Consider the following 22,119-nt stretch of genomic DNA (forward strand, 5'->3'; position numbering starts at 1 on the left):
TCAAGCGTCAAAAGTTTGCCGTTAATTTTATCTAAATTGTTTCATCTAAGTTAACCAGAGAATCAATAACTTCTGCGCGTTTTTCTGGTGTATTCTGGCTGCGACGCCCCAACCAAAAAGCTGTAGAAGCAATCGCCCCAAAAGCTGGAAAAACCAACCATCCGGGTACACTTTGCGGCATTTCTATTCCCATCATTTGAGGTTTAACTGGCTGTTCGCTGTGGGTTTCATCCTCATGTTTATCTGCGGTTTTACTTCCCCCTCGCAAGGATTGAGCGTAAAGTTGAATCGCGCCTTCGGTAACGATTTTATCGCCTTCAAATAAACCTTGAATAATCTCAACTTTATCCGCAAATTGTTGTCCGAGCGTTACTTCTACGGGTGCGAAATCTTGACCATTTTGTACATAAACTAACGCTTTCCCATTCGCCTCTACGATAGCATTTTCAGGAATAGAGACTACATAATTAGTCGTTTTTTCTGTAATTAATTCTAACTCTGCAAACATTCCCGGCTTGAGTAAATTTTCGTTATTTTCTAACTCGGCTCTAACGGGAATAACCCGAGTTTCTCCCTCAACTATCGGCGAAATTTGAGCAATACGACCCTCAAAAACTTGATCAGGTAAACTATTAACTGTTAGCCGAACATTCTGTCCTAAACGCACTTGAGCGACATCTTTTTCATACAGATTTGCAGTCGCCCAAACTTGGCTATTATCTTGTATTGTCATTAAAGGTAAACCCGCATCATCAACGGATTGACCTAACGTAATTTCGCGATCAATTACAACACCAGATATAGGAGCCGTAATAATAACTTTACCTTCATTATTGCCATTCGTTCCTAACTGTTGAAGTCGCATTTCATAGGTTGTTTTGCTTAAATTTATATTAGATTTTGCGGCTTCGAGTTCGGCTTCTGCGCGTTTTAATTCTGCTTCGGCTTCTAAAATTTCTCGTTTTTGGTTAGCTCTAATTTGTTGCGATTGAGCTTCGGCGAGTAACCCTTCTGACTCCCGCAAATCTCGCACGGGTAAGTCTATTTCTGCTTGTTTAACTTCTGTTTCTGCACTCAAAACTTCTCGACGACTTTGAGCGCGAGCAAGATCAGTTTTGGCGTTAGCTAACCGTTCTTTTGACTCTAAAAAATCACGTCGGGGTAATGCACCCGCATTGGTTAATTCTTCATCCCGTTGATAGTTTTCTAAAGCTACTTCTAAAGCAGTTTCTGCTTGTTCAATTTCGGCTTTGGCGATTTCAATTTGACGCTGATAATTTTCTCGCGTTACCCCAACAACGGCGCCGGTTTCGACTATCGCTTTATCTCGTTCGTAGCGAAGTTGAGCGGTTTTTAATTGATTGTTTGCTTGTTGTATTTCGGCTTCGGCGATATTTTGTTGACGTTGATAATTTTGTTGGGCGAGTTCTAAATTGGCTTGGGCTTGTTTGAGGTGTGCTTCGGCTTCGCCTTGATTTTGTAAGGCTTCTACTCGCAATGAAACTAACTCGGGACTCGATAATACAGCGACAACTTCCCCTTTTGTAACTGTGTCTCCGGGTTCAACTAATAATTCAATGACTCGTCCGGCTAAAGGTGAGGTAATTTCTACTGTTTTACGGGGTAAAGTTTCAATTTGACCCGTGGTTTTTATCCCCATATCCATGAAGTCTTTTGACACGGGTTCGACGCGAATTCCTAAGCGTTGAAGGGTTTGATTATCGACTGTAATTCCACTGGGGACTGTGGCTTCTGACTTGCTATGAAATTCGTCTCCGTGTCCGGCGTGAGCGAAAACGGGTGTCGGACTTATTAATAAAAGCAGACTGAGAAGCACTCCAGAATATTTTAAAAATGATAGGGGATAAAAGGGCTGGTTCATAATATCTGTCTAGCTCATAACGGTAAAATATTAACAGTAAAATAAGCTTTTACATTGCTTAAACTTGCAGAATTTGAAAATATGGCTTGAGTATTGCACAGAAAAATGAAATGAGGATGAAATTTTGATTTTCTGCGCTCTATGGCGTTTTTACTGAAAATGTAATTTACATATTGAATTGTTTGCTACAGAATTGATGCAAATTTTTCGATTTTTTATAAATAAATGAACCCATAAACGGGGTAAATGTTAATTTTTTAACGGCAATTTAACGGTAAAAATACTTCCTTTTTTAGCTTGACTATCGAGTTCAATTGTACCCTGATGAGCTTGAATAATTGCCCGCACAATTGCTAATCCCAAACCAGATCCCCCAGTTGTCCGAGAGCGATCGCTATTAATCCGATAAAATCGATCAAAAATTTTTCTTTTTTCTTCTTGAGGAATCCCAATTCCTGTATCTTTAACTTGAATTATAGCATAATTAACGCTACTGTCTAAAATAATTGTAACTTTGCCACCGGGTAAAGTATATTGAATTGCATTAGTTGCCAAATTAAAAATTACCCGATAAAGTTGGGCTTCGTTCCCTTTAACGATAACCGATTTTTTAGCTCTTATTTCTGTTATTAGGGTAACTTGAGACTGAATGGCTAAAGCGGCGAGTTCTTCTTCGGTATCGCTAATTAAATCATTAATACAACAGGGATTCTGAGAAGTTAATAGGGTCTTTTGTTCCATGCGAGACAGCCATAACAAATCCTTTACTAATTCAGACAGGCGACTATTTTGACGCTCGACAACTTCTAGGGTTTCTCTGGCTTGATTTTCGCTCAAATTTTCCTGATTTAAAGTCGTTTCTACGGTGGCTCGAATCGCCGCTAAAGGGGTGCGTAATTCGTGGGCTGCATCGGCTGTAAATTGTTGAATTTGCTGGTAAGATTTATAGATAGGCTGCATGGCAATTTCGGCTAATTTCCAACTAGCGATCGCTACACCAATTAAACTTAAAGGCAACCCCAAACCCATAATTAAACGAACATTCGCCAAATATTCATCAAAATCTTGTAGAGATCGCCCTAATTGTAACCTCCCCCAAATTTGATTATTACGAGTGTGTAATGGAGTTGAATAAAATAAGTATCGATTTCCTCGATCATCTTCTAAAGTTTGCCAAGGTTCAGAAGTTAATTTTAACGGTAAACTTGGCAATGATGAACCGGATACGGCGATTAAATTTCCTGACGCATCTAACAATCGAATATAGTAATAATTTCGACTAAAAATTTTATATTGATGCAGGGGAGAGGGATGAAAATGACTACTTTCAACCCGAGTTTCTTGAGCATTTTTTTGACAATCATCTTCAGCTTAAATCACACATAAATCTGGTAAAATTCGCCAAACATCCGGCTCAAATTGTTCGGAAGTTTTTAAAACAGTTTCCAGGCTATCATGCAACGTTCCCGCAACTGCTGCAATTTCGCGATCAACAGTAATTTTATGAGCGTGAAAGATGGCTTCATAAACTCCAAAACCCGATAAACTTAAAAGAATTCCCATCACTCCCGCATACCAACTCGCGATGCGCCAACGGGTTTGTTGAAACAGTTGATTTTGCTTCATGTTTTGGGGATAGAAAAACGATATCCGAGTCCATAAACCGTTTCAATATAACGATCACATCCAATTTCTGCAAGTTTGCGACGCAGCAAGCGAATTTGAGCCGCAACAACATTACTTTCCGGTTCCGCTCCCACTTCCCAAAGTTGATTTAAAAGGCGATCGCGAGTAATAATTTGTTCGGGATGTCGCAGAAAATGATCCAGCAGTTGAAACTCCTTATTCGTCAGGTTAATGGTTTGAATTGTGCCATTAACTTGTTGACAAGATAGCGTATAAAGGCGATAATCAAGAATAAGATTTCCGAGTTTTAATTGTTCGGATTTTAACTGGGGCGATCGCCGGGATAAGGCTCTCAATCTTGCCAATAACTCCCCCATTCCAAAGGGTTTAACGAGATAATCATCAGCCCCCGCATCTAAACCCAAAATTTTATCGGCTTCTGTATCTTTGGCGGTGAGCATCAAAATCGGAATAGAACTTCCTTTTTGTCGCAATTTCTGACAAAGTTGAAGCCCTGAAAGTCCGGGGAGCAACCAATCAAAGATAGTCAAAGTATAATCGGTCCATTGACTTTCAAGATAAACGCACGCTTCTTCACCATTCATTACCCAGTCAACAATATAACTATTTTGAGATAACGTTCGTTTAATTGCTTCACCTAAATCCGGCTCATCTTCTACCAGTAAAATTTTCATATATATTATTAATCAATCATAATTAAAGAGCCTACTCTCTTGTATTATAGTATTATATTATTTTCATCTCAAACCTTGTTTAACCTCTCGTGAGTGAGTAATAATTTAAAAAAATGTCTACTTTAATGGATAATATTACAAAACAGGCTCATCAAGGAAATGTCGTCGCTGTTGTTCAAGTTCTCAACTCCCAACTCGCCGAAATAGGGGTCAAAACGCGAGCGGTATTTGTCGATGGAGTGCTACAATTGTTGTGTGAAGCGACGCAACCCGAACAGCTTGAACGCTCTACAATTGTTATCCGAATTCAGAATATTTTAGACTCTATCTCCCCTCGCCATATTCACCGAGTGAGGATTAATAGTCGTCTTCTTCAAAGACAACAACTGCTTTGGTTTGAGGAAATCAATCGCAACCCCAATACTCAACTGTTGTGGTATGAAGATATTAAACTCAAAAAGCCGTCCCTTCCTCAACAACTTCTCGGAATCATTCAAGAGACGCAATTTTTAACTCAAACTTGGGCAATTCCGAGAACAACTTCGACTGATTCTATCCAACAAAATCAACCCTTCCAGCGAGGATTAATCGGAGGAATGATTGTCAGTCTGGCGGCGTTATTAGTCAGTTTTGGAGTCTATCAATGGCTGAGTTTACAAACTTCTAACCCTGAAGAAACTCCCTCAACTCCAGTGGTAACACCGACACCAATTCCAACTCCAGAAAACCAAGCCACTGACTCCGAAAAATTTACTCAAGCCGTTCGACTCGCCCAAGAAGCAGTAGCCGCAGGAGAAGTCGCTCGAACTCGTCAGGAATGGTCGGAAATAGCCGAAACCTGGGGGGAAGCCGCAGAATTAATGGAAGCAGTTTCCTCAGAATTTTCCCGCTATGCTACCGCTCAAAATCGAGCTTCTCTCTATCGTCGAAACCAGGAAGTTGCACGGGAAGAAGCCTTACAAGAAAGTGAATTTTCTCCCTATTAACTCGCAACTAATTTGCTGCAACTTTCTCCTGTACAACTTCAATAATATTGTTACTCACTGCTTGAGGAATGCGAGTATATTCTAAGCTTTGATTTAACCCTTGACCTTCACTCATCACCCAACCGACCATCTTTTTAACCGCATCTGCTTTTTCTGGGTTATCATAATTTTGTTTAACCAGCATCCAAGTAATTCCCACAATCGGATAACCTTCTTCTGGGTCTTGCAGGTTGGCGGCGCGAAAATCGTTATAAAACCGCACAGTTTCCAGCGCTTTATTCGTTTCCTCAAACGTCGGCGCGACAAATTCACCCGCTAAATTTTCCAGTTGGGCGGTGGAGAGATTATTTTGACGAGCGAAGGTATCTTGAACGTAGCCAATAGCCCCTGGAGTTTGTTGAACCGTATTCGCAACCCCCGTATTTTGGGGGGCTTTTAGCGGACTTCCGGGCCAATTAGGAAGCGGAGAAACGTTAACGGTTTTTTTAAACTGGGGACTGGTAGAGCTAAGGTGGCGGGTGAAAATATAGGTCGTACCGCTTCCATCTTCACGCACAACAGGCTTAATCGGCAAATTTGGTAAATTCACCCCCGGATTAGCTTTGGCGATTTTGGGGTCATTCCATTGGGTGATTTTTCCCTGGAAAATATCGGCCACCGTAGAACGAGGAAGTTTCAACTCTGAGACACCAGGCACATTAAAAACAACAGCAACAGCGCCGCCTGCGGTGGGAACTTGCACGACTCCATTCGGCATTGTATCAATCTGGGACTGGGTAGGAGGGGCATCTGTTCCGGCAAAATCAACGCTATTGGCGATAAATTGTTCAATGCCGGCGCCGCTTCCGACTGCATTATAACTAACAGTAATACCCGTATCTTTGTTAAATTCCTCAAAATAACGTTTGTACAAGGGTGCGGGAAAAGAAGCCCCTGCGCCTTGGAGAGAAACCGCAATCGCTTGGCCGATTGTACCGAATGAAAGCGTAACGACTGCAACAGAGGCGGTTAGGGTTCGTTGCCAAGTTGATTTTAGAGTAATCATGGTTTGTCCCTCAACTTTAAAATAGAAATTTATAGAAAGATAGCGTTACTATATCAAAGTTTTTAAGAGGATTTTTCTACTGTTTAAATTTTTTAAACTTCTATGATTGGTCGTTGTCTCTGGGAACCCGATCTTTAATTAAGTTAATCTTTTGATAACCTCAATTAACCTAATATTAAACTGTTCTTAACTAGAGCAACAATCTTTAATAAACCTAAAAATATTGAGCCGGGTTAAGTTTAGTCTTGTAAAACAGTTATTTAAAATTGATAAGGCTATCTAGTTTTATTTTTTGACCTTGTTATTGAGCTATACTTTTGGGGGCTTCTAATTTGTGACTTGATCTCATCAAATCTGCATTAGGAATTGACTTATTTCCTGGAGAACATCTGAAAAATTAACTCAAAAAGTTTTAAAACATTCCTTGCAAAACCTCTCGAATCACCTCAGATGAAACTTGATCGGTAATCGTCACAACACCAATTTCTGTCGGTAAAATAAACCGCACTTTCTTATTTTTAACCTTTTTATCCGTTAGTAACGATGTTAAAATATCATCAATATTAAGACCCGTCGGTAACTTTGTCGGTAAACCCGCTTTTTCAATTAAAGCCAATTGACGGCGATCGCAATCTTCACCCCATAGCCCCAATTTTACCGCAATTCGACTCGCGGCAACCATACCAATTCCCACCGCTTCCCCATGCAAAACAGTTGTATATCCGGTTAAACTTTCTACAGCATGACCAATCGTATGACCATAGTTTAAAATCGCCCGCAGTCCCAACTCTTTTTCATCTTTACTAACAACTTCGGCTTTACTTTGACAAGACCGTTGTAAAATTTCTTGTAATAACGAAGGCTCAATAAACTGCATTTGATCTAAGCGTTGGGCTTGTTCTAAATGGGTAAATAACTCCCCATCCCAAATCACTCCATATTTGATCACTTCCGCCATTCCCGCCCGAAATTCTCGTTCTGGTAACGTTTTTAAAACCAGTGGATCAATAATCACCTTTCGGGGTTGATGAAACGCCCCAATCAGATTTTTACCTTGAGGATGATTAACCCCAGTTTTTCCGCCAATAGACGCATCCACCATCGCCAACAGCGTCGTCGGAACTTGGACAACATTAATCCCCCGCAACCAAGTCGAAGCCGCGAACCCAGTCATATCCCCAACAATACCCCCACCTAAAGCAATCATCGTTGCAGAACGTTCCAGGCGATGTTCTAAGGCGAGATCATAGACTTTTTGCAAAGTTTCTAGGGTTTTGTGGGGTTCCCCTGCTGGAAGGGTACAGCAAGCCACCTCAAAGCCAGTCTTTTCAACAGAGGTGATCACCCGTTGTCCATAGTGGTGAAAAATCTCTGGGTTGGACACAATCAACACTTTTTGTCCGAGTTGGAGAGGCGTGATCAATTCTCCCAATTTCTCTAGACTTCCAGGCGCGATCGCTATATCATAAGACATCTGTTCTAAATTCACCCGAATCACTGATTCCATTGTGTCCCCCTGATCAATTTATTCCGACACAGATGTATTCTAGCTCACCTCATGTTTCAATAGTGATTATGATGTTTCGTGGAGCAATAAAGAATGAGTATTGGTGCCGTAATTGCTTATGGTGGAATTTATGTCGCTGCTTTAGCGGTTGCATTCGGATTTCTGTTTGCGTTTCGTTTGATTAAGCTGATTTAGTTCACCCCAACCCGTTAACAACAGTAGAGACGTTCAAGAGAACGTCTTTACCGAAGTTTTGTTAAGATGTTCTACTGTCTCAGTTTTAAACACTGACGAACATCATCCGATAGTCCCGAATTATTCCCGAGTTTTGCTTCTTTGACAATCGCATCGATCACGTTACTCCCAAATAAGTTAGCCCCTCGTAGATTGGTTTTGAATAGTTTCGCTGCTCTGAGATTAGCATGACGAATTTGGGCATAAGCGAGATTCGCTTCACTGAGATCGACTTTAACCAGTGTCGCCCGAGTTAAATCTACCCGACAAATTTGCGCCCCGACCATCACCGCATGATTTAAGTTGACCTGACGTAAAATCGCACAATTGAGATTTGCTTCGCTGAGATTCGCATTTTTTAAGTTTGCTTCGCTAAGATTGGCATTTCTCAAATTGGCTTCACTCAGATTGGCTTTATTTAAGTCAACTCGATAAAGATTAGTGGCTTCTAAATTTGTACGGGTGAGATTAGCTTGAGATAAATTAGCGTTGGAAAAGTTAACTCCACTCAGATTAGCACCCGTTAAGTTAGCATCTTGGAGATTAGCACCTTTTAGGTTCGCATAGGTGAGGTTTACTCCGGTTAAATTAGCGCCTCTGAGATTAACATTTTGTAAATCCGCACCACACAAGTCTGCATAACTCAAGTCGGTTGCATTTAAGCTGGCATCCAAGAGATTAGCGTGGGTTAATTTAGCCTGTCGGAGACTTGCTAAATCGAGAATTGCTTTAGTCAGATTAGCATTGGTGAGATTGCTTTTATTCAAATAGGCGCGTCGCAAATCTGTTGCAATTAAACTCGCATGGCTTAAGTCCGCTTCCGTGAGATTAGCAACTAACAGTTGAGACTGATCTAAAATAGCACCGCTGAGATTGACACCACTGAGGTTGGCGAGTCGTAAGTCTACTTGAACAAGTTCAATTTCGCTGAGATCGCTGTCTCGCAGATCCGCACCCCGAAGTTCGAGACTTCCCAAGTTTATACCTTTGAGGTTAATTCCTCGCAAATCAGGCCCTTTGGATTGACAAAAAATCCGACAAGAGTCAAAACTGGTTACGAAAGAAGAAGCTTTTTCTTCAGGAACTCTTACTAGATGAAACTGTACATTTTCTGTGAAAATAGTAAAGACCAAATTAAACACTTCTAAAAAGTGAATGAGACGTTTACATTGGTTTTCTTCATAGTCTTGGTATTGTTGAATCAGCTTGGATATACACAGTTCGAGGTAAGTCCGAGCCGAACTACAAATCAAGACGATTTTTAACAGCAGAATCACCAGAGTCAAGGGATTTCCCTGGGAAGTTAAAAGTGAAAAGATCGGAGAAGGGGTTTTACTGTCTTCAGTGGTCAGGGTTTCAATCAGACGGTTACAAGTGCGAATAATTAAGCCTTTATTGATCACCCGCTCTTCATAATGGGTGTAAAGAATGTTGAGTTTTTTATTCAGTTTTTCCCGAACCTTATTAATCGGAAATTGATCGCTCCCGGAGAGCATTAAGTATTGAGGTAAGGTCTTTTTGAAGTCTGCGTAACTCAGATTTTGGGTATCTCGGAGAAAGAGTGTAGCTTGCTGATTGTAGCTAGAGATTCTTTGAGCCGATATTGTTCTTTTGATCAGTTGAATCACATCATCTCCGAGCTGAGTCGGATTTGAGCGTTTTTCACCCAACATCGTTGTCGAATTTGCTCGCGCCACATACATGGCTAAATCAAATTTATACTTGTCTTTAAGCTGTTTTGATAAATTTCGGGCAAATTCTTTTTGTTCATGGGAGTTATCTTCGTTGTTGATATACTCGGGAACCAGTAAATACGAAGTATAACGATGACTCCAATCTTTTTTTGATTTTAATGCACAGTTTTTAATCGCTTGATATTCTGAAGTCTTAAAGAAGTTCCGCAGCCAACTTCCCAAACGATTCAAATTCGGAGCAATAGCAATGCTCTCATCTTCTTTTGTTTCTTCTAATAACTCAATAAATTGTTGAACAAAGTTATGCTTTCTATTAATGTACCAGTTATTAATCAGAATATAGCAAACCCGCTTGAGAGTATTTCTAAAACTCAACTCTCGTTTCGACTCAATGATATTGTTGATCGCTTGAACAACTTGTTCGCTCTCAGGACAACATAGATGAATAAAGATATTTTCAAACTCATCTAAAACCTTTTTAGGTTCCCACTGATGAATAGATTTGAGAAAAAACTGGTAGATGACCTCCTGATCTAGTTCCGGATCGGGTATGGTGGCATAACCCTCGGAATAGGATTCCGCCTGATAGTCGTTATATGTACATCCGTTTGTCATGCTGTTTTGTTGTCTGACGAAACAACCCTCTCACAATAAAAACAAACATTAAGCACCCAATCCCAACCTCTTTTTAAAAAAATTTAGAGACAACACCCCCAAAATCTCATCAAGACCTCAGTCTAGACAAGAAGTTTGAAGATTTAACGAAACCTAGTCTCAGTGTACAAAAGCTCGTCCTCTGCATTAAGATTTTGCTTAGAGTCCGAACCCAAGTCAACTGAAAATTACAACTTCATAGACCATTATACCTATGAGACTGACACTTCGGATAATATTCTTTTTTCATCGCTTAGGAGTTCAGACCCCAAAAGACCGTGACTTATAACCTGTGACTTGTGATCCTCATTAAAAAAGGGGGAGTAACTTCCTACCCGATATTAACCTTTACCCTTATACTATTAACTAACTTATTCTCTATGCTCTATCTTCGGTATATACTCAGTTGAGTCTGTCTACTGTCGGCATTAGATTTTTAGCTAATCTGGGTCAACTCAGTTTTGATCGTTGAACTCCAATCAAAAATTGGTAGAAGTAAGCACATCCTTTTGCTGGCTATCAGTGCAAAAATTGATTACAGTTCTTTAATCACAGTTTGATAATTTAACCACCGACCGACTGAAGCGCGTAAACTGAAGAATATCCAAGCTCATCTGTATAACGTAGAGACATCAACTCATTCTCCCAAAAGTTGCTGTCCATTGTATTAACGATGATTTTAAAGTACAGGTCTTTTTGGTAAAGGTCTATGAAATCTGCATCTCCAGGCAATCCCAAAGAGCAAACCGTCTTCAAAACAGTAGACGTTACTGTTGATCACGATCGCCAAAACAGTGATTCTTCATCTCAAGACGTGACCTCCTCTGTCTCCCCAGACAATATACACCCAGGTCAATCTACAGGGAATGGAGGAAGTAGTGCTGCGATTGTGCGATCAAGCAATAGTGGTAGCTTTTCCTCATTTTTGGCCCCCTTGAAAAAGGACAACTTTGTTCAAGTCGTCAAAGAGGTTGAACAAAAGCTCAAAACCGTTAATGAAACCCTCTCGATTCTCGACAACTTGCTCGACGCCCAAGGGTTTGAGGCAATCCTCAACGAAATGCTCTGTTCGATCACGCTCAAAACTGGTGAATTACTCAGCGCCGATCGGACAACCATTTGGTTAGTCGATGATGACAAACAAGAACTTTGGTCAATTGTTGCCAAAGGAGAAGACGGAAGACCCCTAGAATTAAGAATTCCCAGTAATGCTGGAATTGCTGGAGAAGCAGCCACCTCCAAAAAAGTCGTCAGTATTCCTTACGACTTCTACGACGATCCTCGTTCCCAAGCCGCCAAGGAATCAGATCGCAAATATGGGTATCGTACCTACACCATGATGGCAATGCCGCTGCTCAACGAAGAAGAAGAATTAGTGGCGGTTGTCCAACTTCTCAATAAACTCAAACCCGAAAGCGATCTCGAAGCCCCCCTAGAAGAAAAAATAGATAAGCGCGGGTTTACAGAAGACGATGAGCAACTGTTTACCGAGTTTGTCCCTTCCATTCGCCTGATTCTTGAGTCCTCCAAATCCTTCTACGCCGCCACTCAAAAACAACGAGCCGCCAAAGCCTTGATGAATGCGGTGAACTCCCTGAGTAAATGTAGCCTGGATCTCGAAGAAACGCTTAAAAACGTCATGGATCAGGCCAAAGAACTAATGAACGCCGATCGCAGCACCCTTTGGCTTCTCGATGCAGAAAAAGGCGAACTCTGGACAAAAATTCCGATTGAGGGCAAACTCACCGAAATCCGCATCCCTGCTCATGCTGGATTTGCCGGAATCGTCGCTGACACGGGGGAACCTCTGCTAATTTCCTTTGATGTTTACGAAGATCCCCGTTCCGTTAAATCTCAAGAAACAGACCAAAAAACTGGATATCGCACCTGTAGCCTGTTGTGTATGCCCGTGTTCAATTCCGATGACCAATTAATCGGAGTCACACAACTGATTAACAAGAAAAAACAAGGCGGCTATCCCCCCTACGACCCCGAAACTTGGCCTGAACCTCCTGAACAATGGAAAGCCAGTTTTAACCGCAACGATTTAGAATTCATGCGGGCCTTTAATATTCAAGCCGGAATTGCCCTACAAAATGCCAAACTGTTTGAAACCGTGCGTCAGCAAGAACAAATGCAGCGCGATATTCTTCGCAGTTTGAGCAACGGCGTCATTTCAACTGACAGAAACGGGAAAATTATTGCCACCAATGAATGCGCTCAAGAATTACTCGGGTTAAGTGATGCCGATGTCACCGCCGGACAGTATGTTCCCGATCTGATTCATCTCAAAGAAGGCGACTTTACCAAATGGTTTGAAACCGCCCTACATCCAAAAGACACCAAAGATCGACAACAATATTATCCCGATCAAACCCTATTATCGGGTGCAGCAGAAGAACCCCAAAGTATTAACCTCTCCATTAACTCCATGTCCGATGTCAGCGATCCCAAAAAAGTCAGTGGGGTTCTCGTGGTGATGGAAGATATTAGCGGTGAAAAAGAGGTCAAAAATCTCATTTATCGCTACATGACTCCAGAAGTCGCCGAACAATTACTCGCCAGTGGGGATATCGGGTTAGGCGGTAAACGCAAAGATGTTACGGTTCTCTTTAGTGATATTAGAAGCTATACAACCCTGACGGAAAAGCTACAAGCCGAAGAAGTCGTTACCATGCTCAACGAATATTTTGAGGAAATGGTAGACACCGTACTCAACTACAAAGGCACTCTCGATAAATATATCGGCGATGCGTTAATGGCGGTATTTGGTTCTCCAGCCCCGCTCGAGGATCATCCCTGGATGGCAATGCAAGCAGCCCTTGAAATGCGCTATCGTTTGGAAGGATTTAATCAGATCCGAGTTGATCACGGGTTATTACCCATTAGTATTGGTATGGGATTACATTCCGATGAAGTCATCAGTGGGAATATTGGTTCTAGTAAACGGATGGAATTAACTTCTATTGGAGATGGGGTGAATTTGGCCTCTCGTTTAGAAGGAACCAGTAAACAATACGGAACCGATATTATTATTAGCGACAATACTTATCATCGCTACGCAGAACGGTTAATTGTCCGTGAACTTGACTACATCACCGTCAAAGGGAAAAGTAAACCCGTTAAAATTTATGAGTTAGTTGGAATTCGGGAAGGAAAACTTGCGCGTCCCCTCTCAGAAGATCAACAAAACATCATCGACCATTATCACAAAGGACGAGAGTATTATCTCAAAACCGCCCGAGAAAAACTCAGCGAACAACATCTGATCGAGTTGTTACATCAGTTAGAAGAACTGTCTGAAGCCCAAATCAAAAAGTTGTCTTACAATGACAAAGAATTGATCGAAGAAATGCTGTTGGAGTGGTCACTAACCACCTTAGTTGACATTCTTGGAGAAAATACAGTAGATCGCCTAGAACTCGAAGCATTGAAGGCAAGTCCGCTGGAACAAGCACTCGTCAATGTTCGAGACAAAGCCAAAGCAATTACCCCTCGCGATACCAAAAAATTACTCATCGCTAAACTCAAACAGTTTAGTGCAGATCCCAAAAATCAGCAGATGTTAGAGGATGAAGCCAAAGAAATGTCACTCCCTCAGTTAAGAAAGCTGATTGATCTGGCGAAAAAAGAATTTGCGACTCAAGCTAAAGAAGCCTTTAGAAAAGCCAAACGAGAATTTTTGGAAGTCTTAAACATTGATCCTAAAAATAAAGCGGCTAAACTTCATGTTGATCGTTGTATTTTGTATGAAACCACAAAACCGCCGAGCGAAAACTGGGATGGTGTTTGGAAGTTGACCGAAAAATAGAAAACCGCTAGACAACAGTCTCCCCCAGGAGTTCAGTCGCGATCGCCAATCATTACTGTGAAAACATCTGAAACAATGTTAATTTTAGATTCAATTTTGGTCGCATTAAGAGTGTAACTGAATAAAATTGGTATAGAATTAATAAATTCTAGAGGATTTTCACAGATGAAATCCAGGCGATAGACCTCAAAATTTGAGATACAGTGTGCTTAAGATATGACTAAACTAAGTTCCCATTTTTCCGATGTTGAATGGCTGGAGAAGGTTCACAATCTGTTGATCGAAATCGCTCGGGCATCACTAGCTGACTTACCTCGACTCCCCGAAAGAGTCTCCACAGAAGCCCTTCCCCTCGCCCAAAATGCACAAGTCCTTCAACAAAACACCAGCCAATTCAACCCTGACCTGAATTGGCAGCAACAAAGTCAGTGGCTAGAAGAGGTTCGGCAACTGTTACTCGAACTGTCTCGCATTGCCTTATCTGAGCGTCCTAAACTTCCCGATAACATCGCTCAAAGGGCCTTAATGCTGGCAGAAACCGCTCAGGATTTACGGGAAAATTTGCCAGAGAACGGTGAAGTTGAGTGGGAAAATGAAGCAACTCCCCTCAGCCATGAGTCCAAAAAAGATGAAGACTCGACTTCTACCGAACAGCTTATTGAGCAACTTCAAAACCGTTTGCAAGCAGAACTTGCCCGCAGCAGTAACCCGAAGCTTCCTCAATGGCAACAAGTCTTAACTCTGCTTGATGTCGTCAAAGAAATCTACAGCCAAATCCATCAATCCTCCCATTAAGACTCAGACGACAGATGTCCATTGAACCCCCCCCAAATTAGAGGAGAATTCTCTCCAAAAGTTAACATTTGATGATGTTTCGATTAACTCTCAAACCCGGTCAACTTCTCTATGCAATGCCGATAATCAGCTCAATTTCTGAAACTTGATCGTTCTCATCAAGGTCAAGAGAACCCGAAAATCTGTCTTCGGGATGATAGATAAAACCCGGTAATTTCGTGCTATACTTAATCAGTAAAAGCTCGCCGAATATACGCTCCAAAGCTTGAAAGAATTTTGTATGGAATCTGATAGTCACCCTCCTAGTGCCTCTAGTCATGCTAGCGACTGGTTTGCAAATTTTGTGGGAACAGTCATTGCCCTAATGACGCTAACGCTACCTCTACTCACGATTGCCCACTATTCCCCCAGTCAAGGTGCAACTTGGCAATCTCCTCCCTATCCGATCCAAGGTTTAACCAACAATCAACCCTAAAAATCCCAAATCGCTCTCTGTCGGCTCAGAATTTTGAGACGGAAGGTGTTTTTTCCCTCCAAACCCCAGGGCTGTTTCATTATAAGTCATCGCCTGCGATGACTCGCTTCCCGAGTTAAAAATTGCCGGGGGTATGGGGTTCCGGGAGTGATGGGTGAAGTGCGCTTCTGATTAAAAATAGTTTTTTCGCGCATAGAAATTCTCCCCCAACACCGATAGCCACTCCCCTCAACGCGGGTTCCCCGCGCACGGGGGTGGACTCACCACCTCCGGTACTCCCCATCTCCGGTACTCCTCACCTCCGGTACTCCCCATCTCCCCATCTCCGGTACTCCCCATCTCCCCACCTCCCCACCTCCGGTACTCCGGTCCAATCAAATTTTAGGGGGAAAATGAAACGGCCCAGCCTCTAAACCAGGCTTCTGATCAACTCCTATTGTCCTGTGGGGAGATCCCGCAGCTCAATTCCTGAGTTTAGGGTTGGCTCGATCACACGATCGCTCCTAGAATGCTAAATGGGAGATCATCCATTCCAATCTGTTGATGACTCGACAGCCTGATTCAGGAAGACTTCCCCTAAAAAATAGCTTGGAGAACGATCAGTGGACTTATCGCAGATTCCAGCCCAGCCAGAGCCGGGACTCATTAACGTACTCATTGAAATTCCTGCCGGAAGCAAAAATAAGTACGAGTACGACAAAGACTTACAAGCCTTCGCCCTTGATCGGGTGCTTTACGCCTCCGTACAATATCCTTATGATTACGGATTTGTTCCCAATACTCTCGCCGATGACGGAGATCCCCTTGATGGGATGGTGCTGATGGATCAACCCACCTTCCCCGGATGTGTGATCACAGCCCGACCCATCGGTATGCTAGAAATGATAGATGGTGGCGATCGCGACGAAAAAATCCTTTGTGTTCCGGAAAAAGACCCTCGCTATAAGCAGGTGAAGTCACTCAAAGATGTTGCTCCTCATCGCTTAGATGAAATTGCTGAATTCTTCAGAACCTACAAAAACTTAGAAAAAAAAGTCACCGAGATTCTCGGGTGGAAAGATGTCGATCAGGTCAATCCTTTGATACAAGAGTGCATCGCTGCCGGGAACTCCAAAGGTCGAGACTCGGTTTAAGAAAATATTGATCGGTAAACCCCGAAGGTAAGACCATGTATCGCACGCTCCTATTAGCGAAAATTCACAACTGCACCATCACGACTGCTAATTTAGAATATGTCGGTAGTATTAGTATCGATCAAACTCTACTAGAAGCAGCCGATATTCTCGTCCATGAACAAGTGCAAGTCGTGAATCTCGCTAATGGGGAGCGCCTGATCACCTATGCGATCGCCGCGCCGGCAGGTTCCGGTGCTATCGAACTTAATGGTGCTGCTGCCCGCTTAGGAATGACAGGTGATCGGATCATTGTGATGTCTTACGGACAGTTGACTCCAGAAGAAATCAAAACCCACGTTCCTAAAATCGTTTTCGTAGACGAAAAAAACCGAATTCTTGAGGTTCGGGGCTAGAATAATATTGGTGCTTCGGTAATAAAATCTTCAACAACAATAAAAAACAGCGGTGCAACTGTTCCATAATTGATCAAGTACCCCTCATCAGTACAAGAGATGAGGCTTTCAAGTCTTAAATTTTTAGTCCTACGTTTAAGGTTGAATACCACAAAGATGTCGTCAGTTTCTGATCCACCTGCTCAGAGTCAACAGCCTTCCGAACAGGCTCAGATGGAAACCAACCCCTCACTAGACTTCTACGTGAAATTTTGGGGGGTAAGAGGAACGATTCCCACTCCAGGCCCCCAAACCGTTCGCTATGGAGGCAATACCTCTTGTGTCGAAATGCGCTTGGGGAAAAAACTCCTAATTTTTGATGCCGGAACAGGCTTACGAGTTCTGGGGACAAGCTTACTCAAAGAAATGCCTCTTGATGCCTGTATGTTCTTCTCTCATACCCACTGGGATCACATTCAGGGGTTTCCATTCTTCGTGCCTGCGTTTATCCCCATCAATCGCTTCCACATCTACGGTGCAATTACCCCAGATGGTAGCACCATTGAACAAAGATTAGCCGACCAGATGGTTCATCCCAACTTTCCGGTTCCTATGCACGTCATGCAATCGGATCTGAAATTTTATGATATTATTCCCGGCGAGATTGTATCACTTGAAGATATCAAAATTGAGACAGCTCCCTTGAATTACCCCAATGGAGCCATCGGATATCGGGTCACTTGGCAAGGACATACCGTGGTTTATTGTAGTGATACCGAACATTTTCCAGACCAATTCGATGAAAATGTCTTGTATTTGGCTCGGGGTGCTGATGTCCTAATCTATGATGCCACCTATACTAACGAGGAATACTACCATCCTCAATCTTCTAAAGTCGGCTGGGGACATTCAACCTGGCAAGTGGGAGTCGAAGTTGCCAAAAAAGCCGGAGTCAAAAAAATAGTCATGTATCAACATGATCCCTCTCACGATGATGACTTTCTCGATCAAGTTGAGGCCGATGTACAAGCCGTCTTTCCTGAAGGAGTTGTGGCGCGAGAAGGAATGCTTTTGCAAATCAACTAATTCAACCCCCCGATAGCAAAACGATCAAGCCTTTAGACTCTCGCCAACCTCAGTTGAGAGACAAGCCAGTGAATCAAAAGTTACCGATACGACGGCATATATCCGATTCTAAACGATACTTTTCCCGACTCAGGCAACGGAGTCTGCGGGTAGTTGTCTTGGGAATTGTTCTCTTTTCAGTATTGGGCCACTGGGTGGCTCAAAGTTCAATCCCCCGATCGCCTCAGAGTCAAGATACTCTTGCCCTCTCCTCCAATCAAATTGCCAGTGTAGATCGGGTTCCCCGACGCTTTGAACTCGGACAACAACTCTATCTTGAAAACTGTTCGGCTTGTCATATTGCCCTTCCACCCCCCGTCTTACCGTCGCAAACCTGGCGACAACTTCTCCAAGATACCCAACATTACGGACGCCAACTGCAACCCCTCGTCGATCCCCCTCGGATACTGATTTGGAACTACTTACAAACCTTCTCACGTCCCCTAGACCTCAAAGAAGAACAACTTCCCTTTCGAGTTGAACGCTCTCGTTTTTTTAAAGCCCTTCATCCGCGCGTTGAATTTTCTCAACCGATCTCGGTCAAGAATTGCCTCAATTGTCATCCATCAGCCTCCGAATATAACTTTCGGAAATTAACCTCAGAATGGACAGATTCTCCTTAAACCGATAGGTCAACACGGTTTTCAACGGCTCGAAACTTAAAAATAAATCATAAAAATCAGGCAGGTTATCGGCAAAATTTCAAGGTTCATCCCCGAAAAGATCCAGCTTTGAGGCATCAATTGCTACAATAAGCAATAAGTTCTCGTCGGTGTAAAGGTCCTGTTGTTGCCATGCTGAAAGCTCTGCTGGGCGATCCAAACGCTCGCAAACTCAAGAAATATCAACCGATCGTAACGGATATAAATGTTTTAGAAGAAGAAATTCACGCACTCTCCGATCAGGAATTGACCGCAAAAACGGGAGAGTTTAGAGAAATTCTAGCCAAAGCAAAATCGCGTGATGAGCGGGAGCAAATTTTAGATGAAATTCTACCCGAAGCCTTTGCAGTGACCCGAGAAGCTGCACTGCGAGTTTTAGGAATGCGCCATTTTGATGTGCAACTGTTGGGAGGGATGATCCTTCATAAAGGCGAAATTGCCGAAATGAAAACCGGAGAGGGAAAAACGCTCGTAGCAACCCTACCCGCCTATCTCAACGCACTATCGGGTCATGGCGTTCATATTATTACTGTTAACGATTATCTCGCTCGCCGCGATGCCGAATGGATGGGTCAAGTCCATCGCTTTCTGGGATTGAGCGTTGGATTAATTCAGCAGGGCATGAGTCCAGAGGAACGCCAGAGAAACTATGGCTGTGATATCACCTATGCAACCAATAGCGAGGTGGGCTTTGATTATCTCCGCGATAATATGTCAACCTCTATGGATGATGTTGTTCAGCGTCCCTTTAACTTTTGTATTATCGATGAAGTAGACTCGGTTCTCATTGATGAAGCCCGGACTCCTTTGATCATCTCGGGTCAAGTCGAACGTCCCAGCCAAAAATACATTCGTGCGGCTCAAGTGGCCAAAACACTCCAACCCGAAGAAGATTACGAGGTGGATGAAAAAGCCCGGAATGTACTTTTGGGTGATGAAGGGTTTGCCAAAGCAGAAGAACTACTTGGGGTCAGAGATTTATACGATCCCAACGACCCTTGGGCGCATTTTGTGTTTAACGCGGTCAAAGCCAAAGAGCTATTTACCAAAGATGTCAACTACATTGTCCGTGAGGATGAAGTGGTGATCGTCGATGAATTTACGGGACGGGTGATGCCGGGACGCCGTTGGAGTGATGGCTTACATCAAGCCATTGAAGCCAAAGAAAGCGTTGATATTCAGCCCGAAACCCAAACGCTAGCGACTATTACCTATCAAAACTTCTTCCTGCTTTATCCCAAATTATCGGGGATGACGGGAACGGCGAAAACAGAAGAAGTTGAATTTGAGAAAATTTATAGCCTGCAAGTCACGATTGTACCGACAAACCGAACCACAGGTCGCGTAGATTTATCTGATGTGGTCTACAAAACTGAACTGGGGAAATGGAGTGCGATCGCTGAAGAATGCGCCAAAATGAATGAAGTTGGCCGTCCGGTGCTTGTGGGAACCACCAGTGTTGAAAAATCTGAGTTACTGTCTCGGTTGTTGGCCGAACGTCAGATTCCCTATAATCTGCTCAATGCTAAACCGGAAAACGTCGAACGGGAATCGGAAATTATTGCCCAAGCTGGACGCAAAGGGGCGGTAACGATTTCCACCAATATGGCCGGTCGCGGAACCGATATTATCTTAGGGGGAAATGCCGACTTCATGGCCCGACTAAAAATGCGGGAATATTTCATGCCTCGCATTGTTAAGCCCGAAGATGAACGAGAACTCGCGATGAAACGGGCTTTTTCGGGTGGAGGCGGAAGCGGAGGGGGTCAGGGCTTTGGGGGTGAGAAAAAGGGTAAATCTTGGAAAGTCTCCCCTCAAATTTTTCCGACTCAACTCTCGCGAGAGACTGAACAACAACTAAAAGAGACGGTTGAGTTTGCGGTGTCTCAATACGGAGATCGCAGTTTATCGGAATTGTTGGCTGAAGACAAACTGGCGATTGCCTCAGAAAAAGCACCCACGACTGATCCGGTGATTCAACGGTTGCGAGAAGTTTATAAAACCATTGTTACCGAATACGAAAATTTTACTGAGCAGGAACACGATGAAGTGGTTCAACTCGGAGGGTTACACGTGATCGGGACTGAACGTCACGAATCTCGCCGAATTGATAATCAACTGCGAGGACGGGCAGGACGACAAGGTGATCCCGGTTCGACTCGCTTCTTCCTCAGTTTGCAGGATAATCTACTGCGGATTTTTGGCGGAGATCGGGTCGCAGGTTTGATGGATGCGTTTCACGTTGATGAGGATATGCCCATTGAGTCGAAACTGTTAACGCGATCGCTCGAAAATGCTCAGAAAAAGGTCGAAACCTATTACTATGACATCCGGAAACAGGTGTTTGAGTACGACGAGGTGATGAACAACCAACGACGGGCAATATACGCCGAACGACGTCGGGTGTTGGAAGGTCAGGACTTGAAAGAACAGGTGATTAAGTACGGCGAACAGACGATGAATGACATTGTTGATGCCTATATTAACCCTGATTTGCCCTCGGAGGAGTGGGATTTGGAAAATGTGGTCAGTAAGGTCAAAGAGTTTGTTTATTTGCTGTCAGACTTAAATGCAGACCAACTGATTGATTTGAATGTCGATGAGATTAAGACCTTCTTACACGAACAGTTACGCAACGCCTACGATATCAAGGAAGCCCAAGTTAATCAAATTAAACCGGGTTTGATGCGAGAAGCGGAACGATTCTTTATCTTGCAGCAAATTGACACCCTCTGGCGCGAACACCTTCAGCAGATGGATGCGTTACGCGAATCAGTTGGACTACGGGGCTACGGTCAAAAAGACCCCTTGATTGAGTACAAACGGGAAGGTTATGAACAATTCCTCGATATGATGACCGACATTCGCCGGAATGTGATCTATTCGATGTTCCAGTTCCAACCTCAACCCGCAACGACTGTTTAGATGAGTTTAGATGAGTTTAGATTTATTTAACAGACTGATCGCTTGACAAGCTGAGATTATCGTGTATATTAGTATCAGTGTGAGGAGTGAGGTCTGTAGAAGAAGTGCTTGGGGTCGAAACACGGCCAGACTCCCAGGTACTTTTTCCATTTTTAGCTTCTTCCCCAAGAAGCCTCACGTCTGACCCGACAGAGCAGCGTGAGATGAATTGCGGTCAGGGTTTATCGGAATTAGGTTTGTTCTGATTTTCGATATATTGTCGCCGAGTTGAAATAGTTATTCCACCACAACTAGCAACAAAGTAAGAGCCATTCCATAAAACATCTTTCCAATAGAAAGAATTTAAGTGGTCGGAAAATTCTTGTCTAAGCTTTCGGGACGTTACAGATTTGAGATTATTAACCAAATTACTTAAAGCAATGTCACCGATGGTACTGAAAAAGAAGATGAACATGATTGTCTTCCCCGTTAAACTCAATTAATTTACAATCCCACT

The 22,119-nt window shown here is 43.0% G+C and carries 17 protein-coding genes and 1 pseudogene; 10 read left to right on the top strand and 8 right to left on the bottom strand.

Going from position 1 to position 22,119, the window contains the following annotated elements; all coding sequences use genetic code 11:
* Positions 1-31: 31 nt before the first annotated feature.
* From M595_RS18240 to rppA, 4 genes are all read right to left on the bottom strand, one after another.
* A complete protein-coding gene (locus M595_RS18240) occupies positions 32-1,882 on the bottom strand; it encodes an efflux RND transporter periplasmic adaptor subunit (protein WP_023067864.1) in 1,851 nt (616 codons plus the stop codon).
* 249 nt (positions 1,883-2,131) lie between these two features.
* The gene (gene rppB, locus M595_RS18245; protein WP_338041660.1) at positions 2,132-3,184 is read right to left on the bottom strand and encodes a two-component system sensor histidine kinase RppB; all 1,053 of its coding nucleotides are present in this window, start codon (positions 3,182-3,184) and stop codon (positions 2,132-2,134) included.
* Between the two features lie 69 nt (positions 3,185-3,253).
* Positions 3,254-3,508: a hypothetical protein gene (locus tag M595_RS32915; protein WP_023067833.1), complete on the bottom strand. Its 255-nt coding sequence runs from the start codon at positions 3,506-3,508 to the stop codon at positions 3,254-3,256.
* Positions 3,505-4,203 (bottom strand): two-component system response regulator RppA, encoded by a 699-nt coding sequence (gene rppA, locus M595_RS18250; protein WP_023067861.1) that lies wholly within the window; start codon positions 4,201-4,203, stop codon positions 3,505-3,507. Before rppA ends, M595_RS32915 begins: the two co-directional genes overlap by 4 nt.
* Positions 4,204-4,316: 113 nt before the next feature.
* Here rppA and M595_RS18255 point away from each other — a divergent pair, with 113 nt between their 5' ends.
* Positions 4,317-5,189: a hypothetical protein gene (locus tag M595_RS18255; RefSeq protein WP_023067847.1), complete on the top strand. Its 873-nt coding sequence runs from the start codon at positions 4,317-4,319 to the stop codon at positions 5,187-5,189.
* A 7-nt stretch (positions 5,190-5,196) separates the two neighbouring features.
* Here M595_RS18255 and pstS read toward each other — a convergent pair whose 3' ends face one another.
* Positions 5,197-6,234: a phosphate ABC transporter substrate-binding protein PstS gene (gene pstS / locus M595_RS18260; RefSeq protein WP_023067858.1), complete on the bottom strand. Its 1,038-nt coding sequence runs from the start codon at positions 6,232-6,234 to the stop codon at positions 5,197-5,199.
* A gap of 412 nt (positions 6,235-6,646) precedes the next feature.
* A complete protein-coding gene (aroB, locus tag M595_RS18265) occupies positions 6,647-7,741 on the bottom strand; it encodes a 3-dehydroquinate synthase (protein ID WP_023067834.1) in 1,095 nt (364 codons plus the stop codon).
* A 93-nt stretch (positions 7,742-7,834) separates the two neighbouring features.
* Here aroB and petL point away from each other — a divergent pair, with 93 nt between their 5' ends.
* On the top strand, positions 7,835-7,936 hold the full coding sequence (gene petL, locus M595_RS33095; protein ID WP_445974341.1) for a cytochrome b6-f complex subunit PetL: 102 nt from the start codon (positions 7,835-7,837) through the stop codon (positions 7,934-7,936).
* Between the two features lie 71 nt (positions 7,937-8,007).
* Here petL and M595_RS18270 read toward each other — a convergent pair whose 3' ends face one another.
* Positions 8,008-10,284: a pentapeptide repeat-containing protein gene (locus tag M595_RS18270; protein ID WP_023067851.1), complete on the bottom strand. Its 2,277-nt coding sequence runs from the start codon at positions 10,282-10,284 to the stop codon at positions 8,008-8,010.
* A gap of 748 nt (positions 10,285-11,032) precedes the next feature.
* On the opposite strand from M595_RS18270, the gene M595_RS18275 reads away from it, so the two are divergent.
* From M595_RS18275 to secA, 8 genes are all read left to right on the top strand, one after another.
* Positions 11,033-14,134, top strand: a complete 3,102-nt coding sequence (locus M595_RS18275) for a GAF domain-containing protein (protein WP_023067836.1) — start codon at positions 11,033-11,035, stop codon at positions 14,132-14,134.
* A 216-nt stretch (positions 14,135-14,350) separates the two neighbouring features.
* A complete protein-coding gene (locus M595_RS18280; protein WP_023067835.1) occupies positions 14,351-14,929 on the top strand; it encodes a hypothetical protein in 579 nt (192 codons plus the stop codon).
* A gap of 280 nt (positions 14,930-15,209) precedes the next feature.
* Positions 15,210-15,404 (top strand): TLTLP motif-containing protein, encoded by a 195-nt coding sequence (locus tag M595_RS31575; RefSeq protein WP_023067837.1) that lies wholly within the window; start codon positions 15,210-15,212, stop codon positions 15,402-15,404.
* 602 nt (positions 15,405-16,006) lie between these two features.
* Positions 16,007-16,537 (top strand): inorganic diphosphatase, encoded by a 531-nt coding sequence (locus M595_RS18290; RefSeq protein WP_023067850.1) that lies wholly within the window; start codon positions 16,007-16,009, stop codon positions 16,535-16,537.
* A 35-nt stretch (positions 16,538-16,572) separates the two neighbouring features.
* Entirely contained in the window at positions 16,573-16,932 is a 360-nt protein-coding gene (panD, locus tag M595_RS18295) for an aspartate 1-decarboxylase (RefSeq protein ID WP_023067853.1), read from the top strand.
* A gap of 156 nt (positions 16,933-17,088) precedes the next feature.
* Positions 17,089-17,997, top strand: a complete 909-nt coding sequence (locus M595_RS18300; protein WP_040484320.1) for an MBL fold metallo-hydrolase — start codon at positions 17,089-17,091, stop codon at positions 17,995-17,997.
* A gap of 68 nt (positions 17,998-18,065) precedes the next feature.
* Positions 18,066-18,659: a cytochrome C gene (locus tag M595_RS18305; protein WP_338041659.1), complete on the top strand. Its 594-nt coding sequence runs from the start codon at positions 18,066-18,068 to the stop codon at positions 18,657-18,659.
* A 171-nt stretch (positions 18,660-18,830) separates the two neighbouring features.
* Entirely contained in the window at positions 18,831-21,623 is a 2,793-nt protein-coding gene (gene secA / locus M595_RS18310; protein ID WP_023067854.1) for a preprotein translocase subunit SecA, read from the top strand.
* Positions 21,624-21,837: 214 nt separating this feature from the next.
* Here secA and tnpA read toward each other — a convergent pair.
* Positions 21,838-22,119: pseudogene (tnpA, locus tag M595_RS29405) on the bottom strand (IS200/IS605 family transposase); the annotation flags it as partial.

It is taken from the genome of Lyngbya aestuarii BL J, assembly GCF_000478195.2.
GTDB classification, from domain to species: Bacteria; Cyanobacteriota; Cyanobacteriia; order Cyanobacteriales; family Microcoleaceae; genus Capilliphycus; species Capilliphycus aestuarii.

What these genes read in the sequence shown, in the direction of transcription:
- M595_RS18240 (WP_023067864.1), bottom strand. Translation starts at nt 1,882, where the DNA reads ATGAACCAGCCCTTTTATCCCCTATCATTTTTAAAATATTCTGGAGTG.
- M595_RS32915 (WP_023067833.1), bottom strand. Translation starts at nt 3,508, where the DNA reads ATGAAGCAAAATCAACTGTTTCAACAAACCCGTTGGCGCATCGCGAGT.
- rppA (WP_023067861.1), bottom strand. Translation starts at nt 4,203, where the DNA reads ATGAAAATTTTACTGGTAGAAGATGAGCCGGATTTAGGTGAAGCAATT.
- M595_RS18255 (WP_023067847.1), top strand. Translation starts at nt 4,317, where the DNA reads ATGTCTACTTTAATGGATAATATTACAAAACAGGCTCATCAAGGAAAT.
- pstS (WP_023067858.1), bottom strand. Translation starts at nt 6,234, where the DNA reads ATGATTACTCTAAAATCAACTTGGCAACGAACCCTAACCGCCTCTGTT.
- aroB (WP_023067834.1), bottom strand. Translation starts at nt 7,741, where the DNA reads ATGGAATCAGTGATTCGGGTGAATTTAGAACAGATGTCTTATGATATA.
- petL (WP_445974341.1), top strand. Translation starts at nt 7,835, where the DNA reads ATGAGTATTGGTGCCGTAATTGCTTATGGTGGAATTTATGTCGCTGCT.
- M595_RS18270 (WP_023067851.1), bottom strand. Translation starts at nt 10,284, where the DNA reads ATGACAAACGGATGTACATATAACGACTATCAGGCGGAATCCTATTCC.
- M595_RS18275 (WP_023067836.1), top strand. Translation starts at nt 11,033, where the DNA reads ATGAAATCTGCATCTCCAGGCAATCCCAAAGAGCAAACCGTCTTCAAA.
- M595_RS18280 (WP_023067835.1), top strand. Translation starts at nt 14,351, where the DNA reads ATGACTAAACTAAGTTCCCATTTTTCCGATGTTGAATGGCTGGAGAAG.
- M595_RS31575 (WP_023067837.1), top strand. Translation starts at nt 15,210, where the DNA reads ATGGAATCTGATAGTCACCCTCCTAGTGCCTCTAGTCATGCTAGCGAC.
- panD (WP_023067853.1), top strand. Translation starts at nt 16,573, where the DNA reads ATGTATCGCACGCTCCTATTAGCGAAAATTCACAACTGCACCATCACG.
- M595_RS18300 (WP_040484320.1), top strand. Translation starts at nt 17,089, where the DNA reads ATGTCGTCAGTTTCTGATCCACCTGCTCAGAGTCAACAGCCTTCCGAA.
- secA (WP_023067854.1), top strand. Translation starts at nt 18,831, where the DNA reads ATGCTGAAAGCTCTGCTGGGCGATCCAAACGCTCGCAAACTCAAGAAA.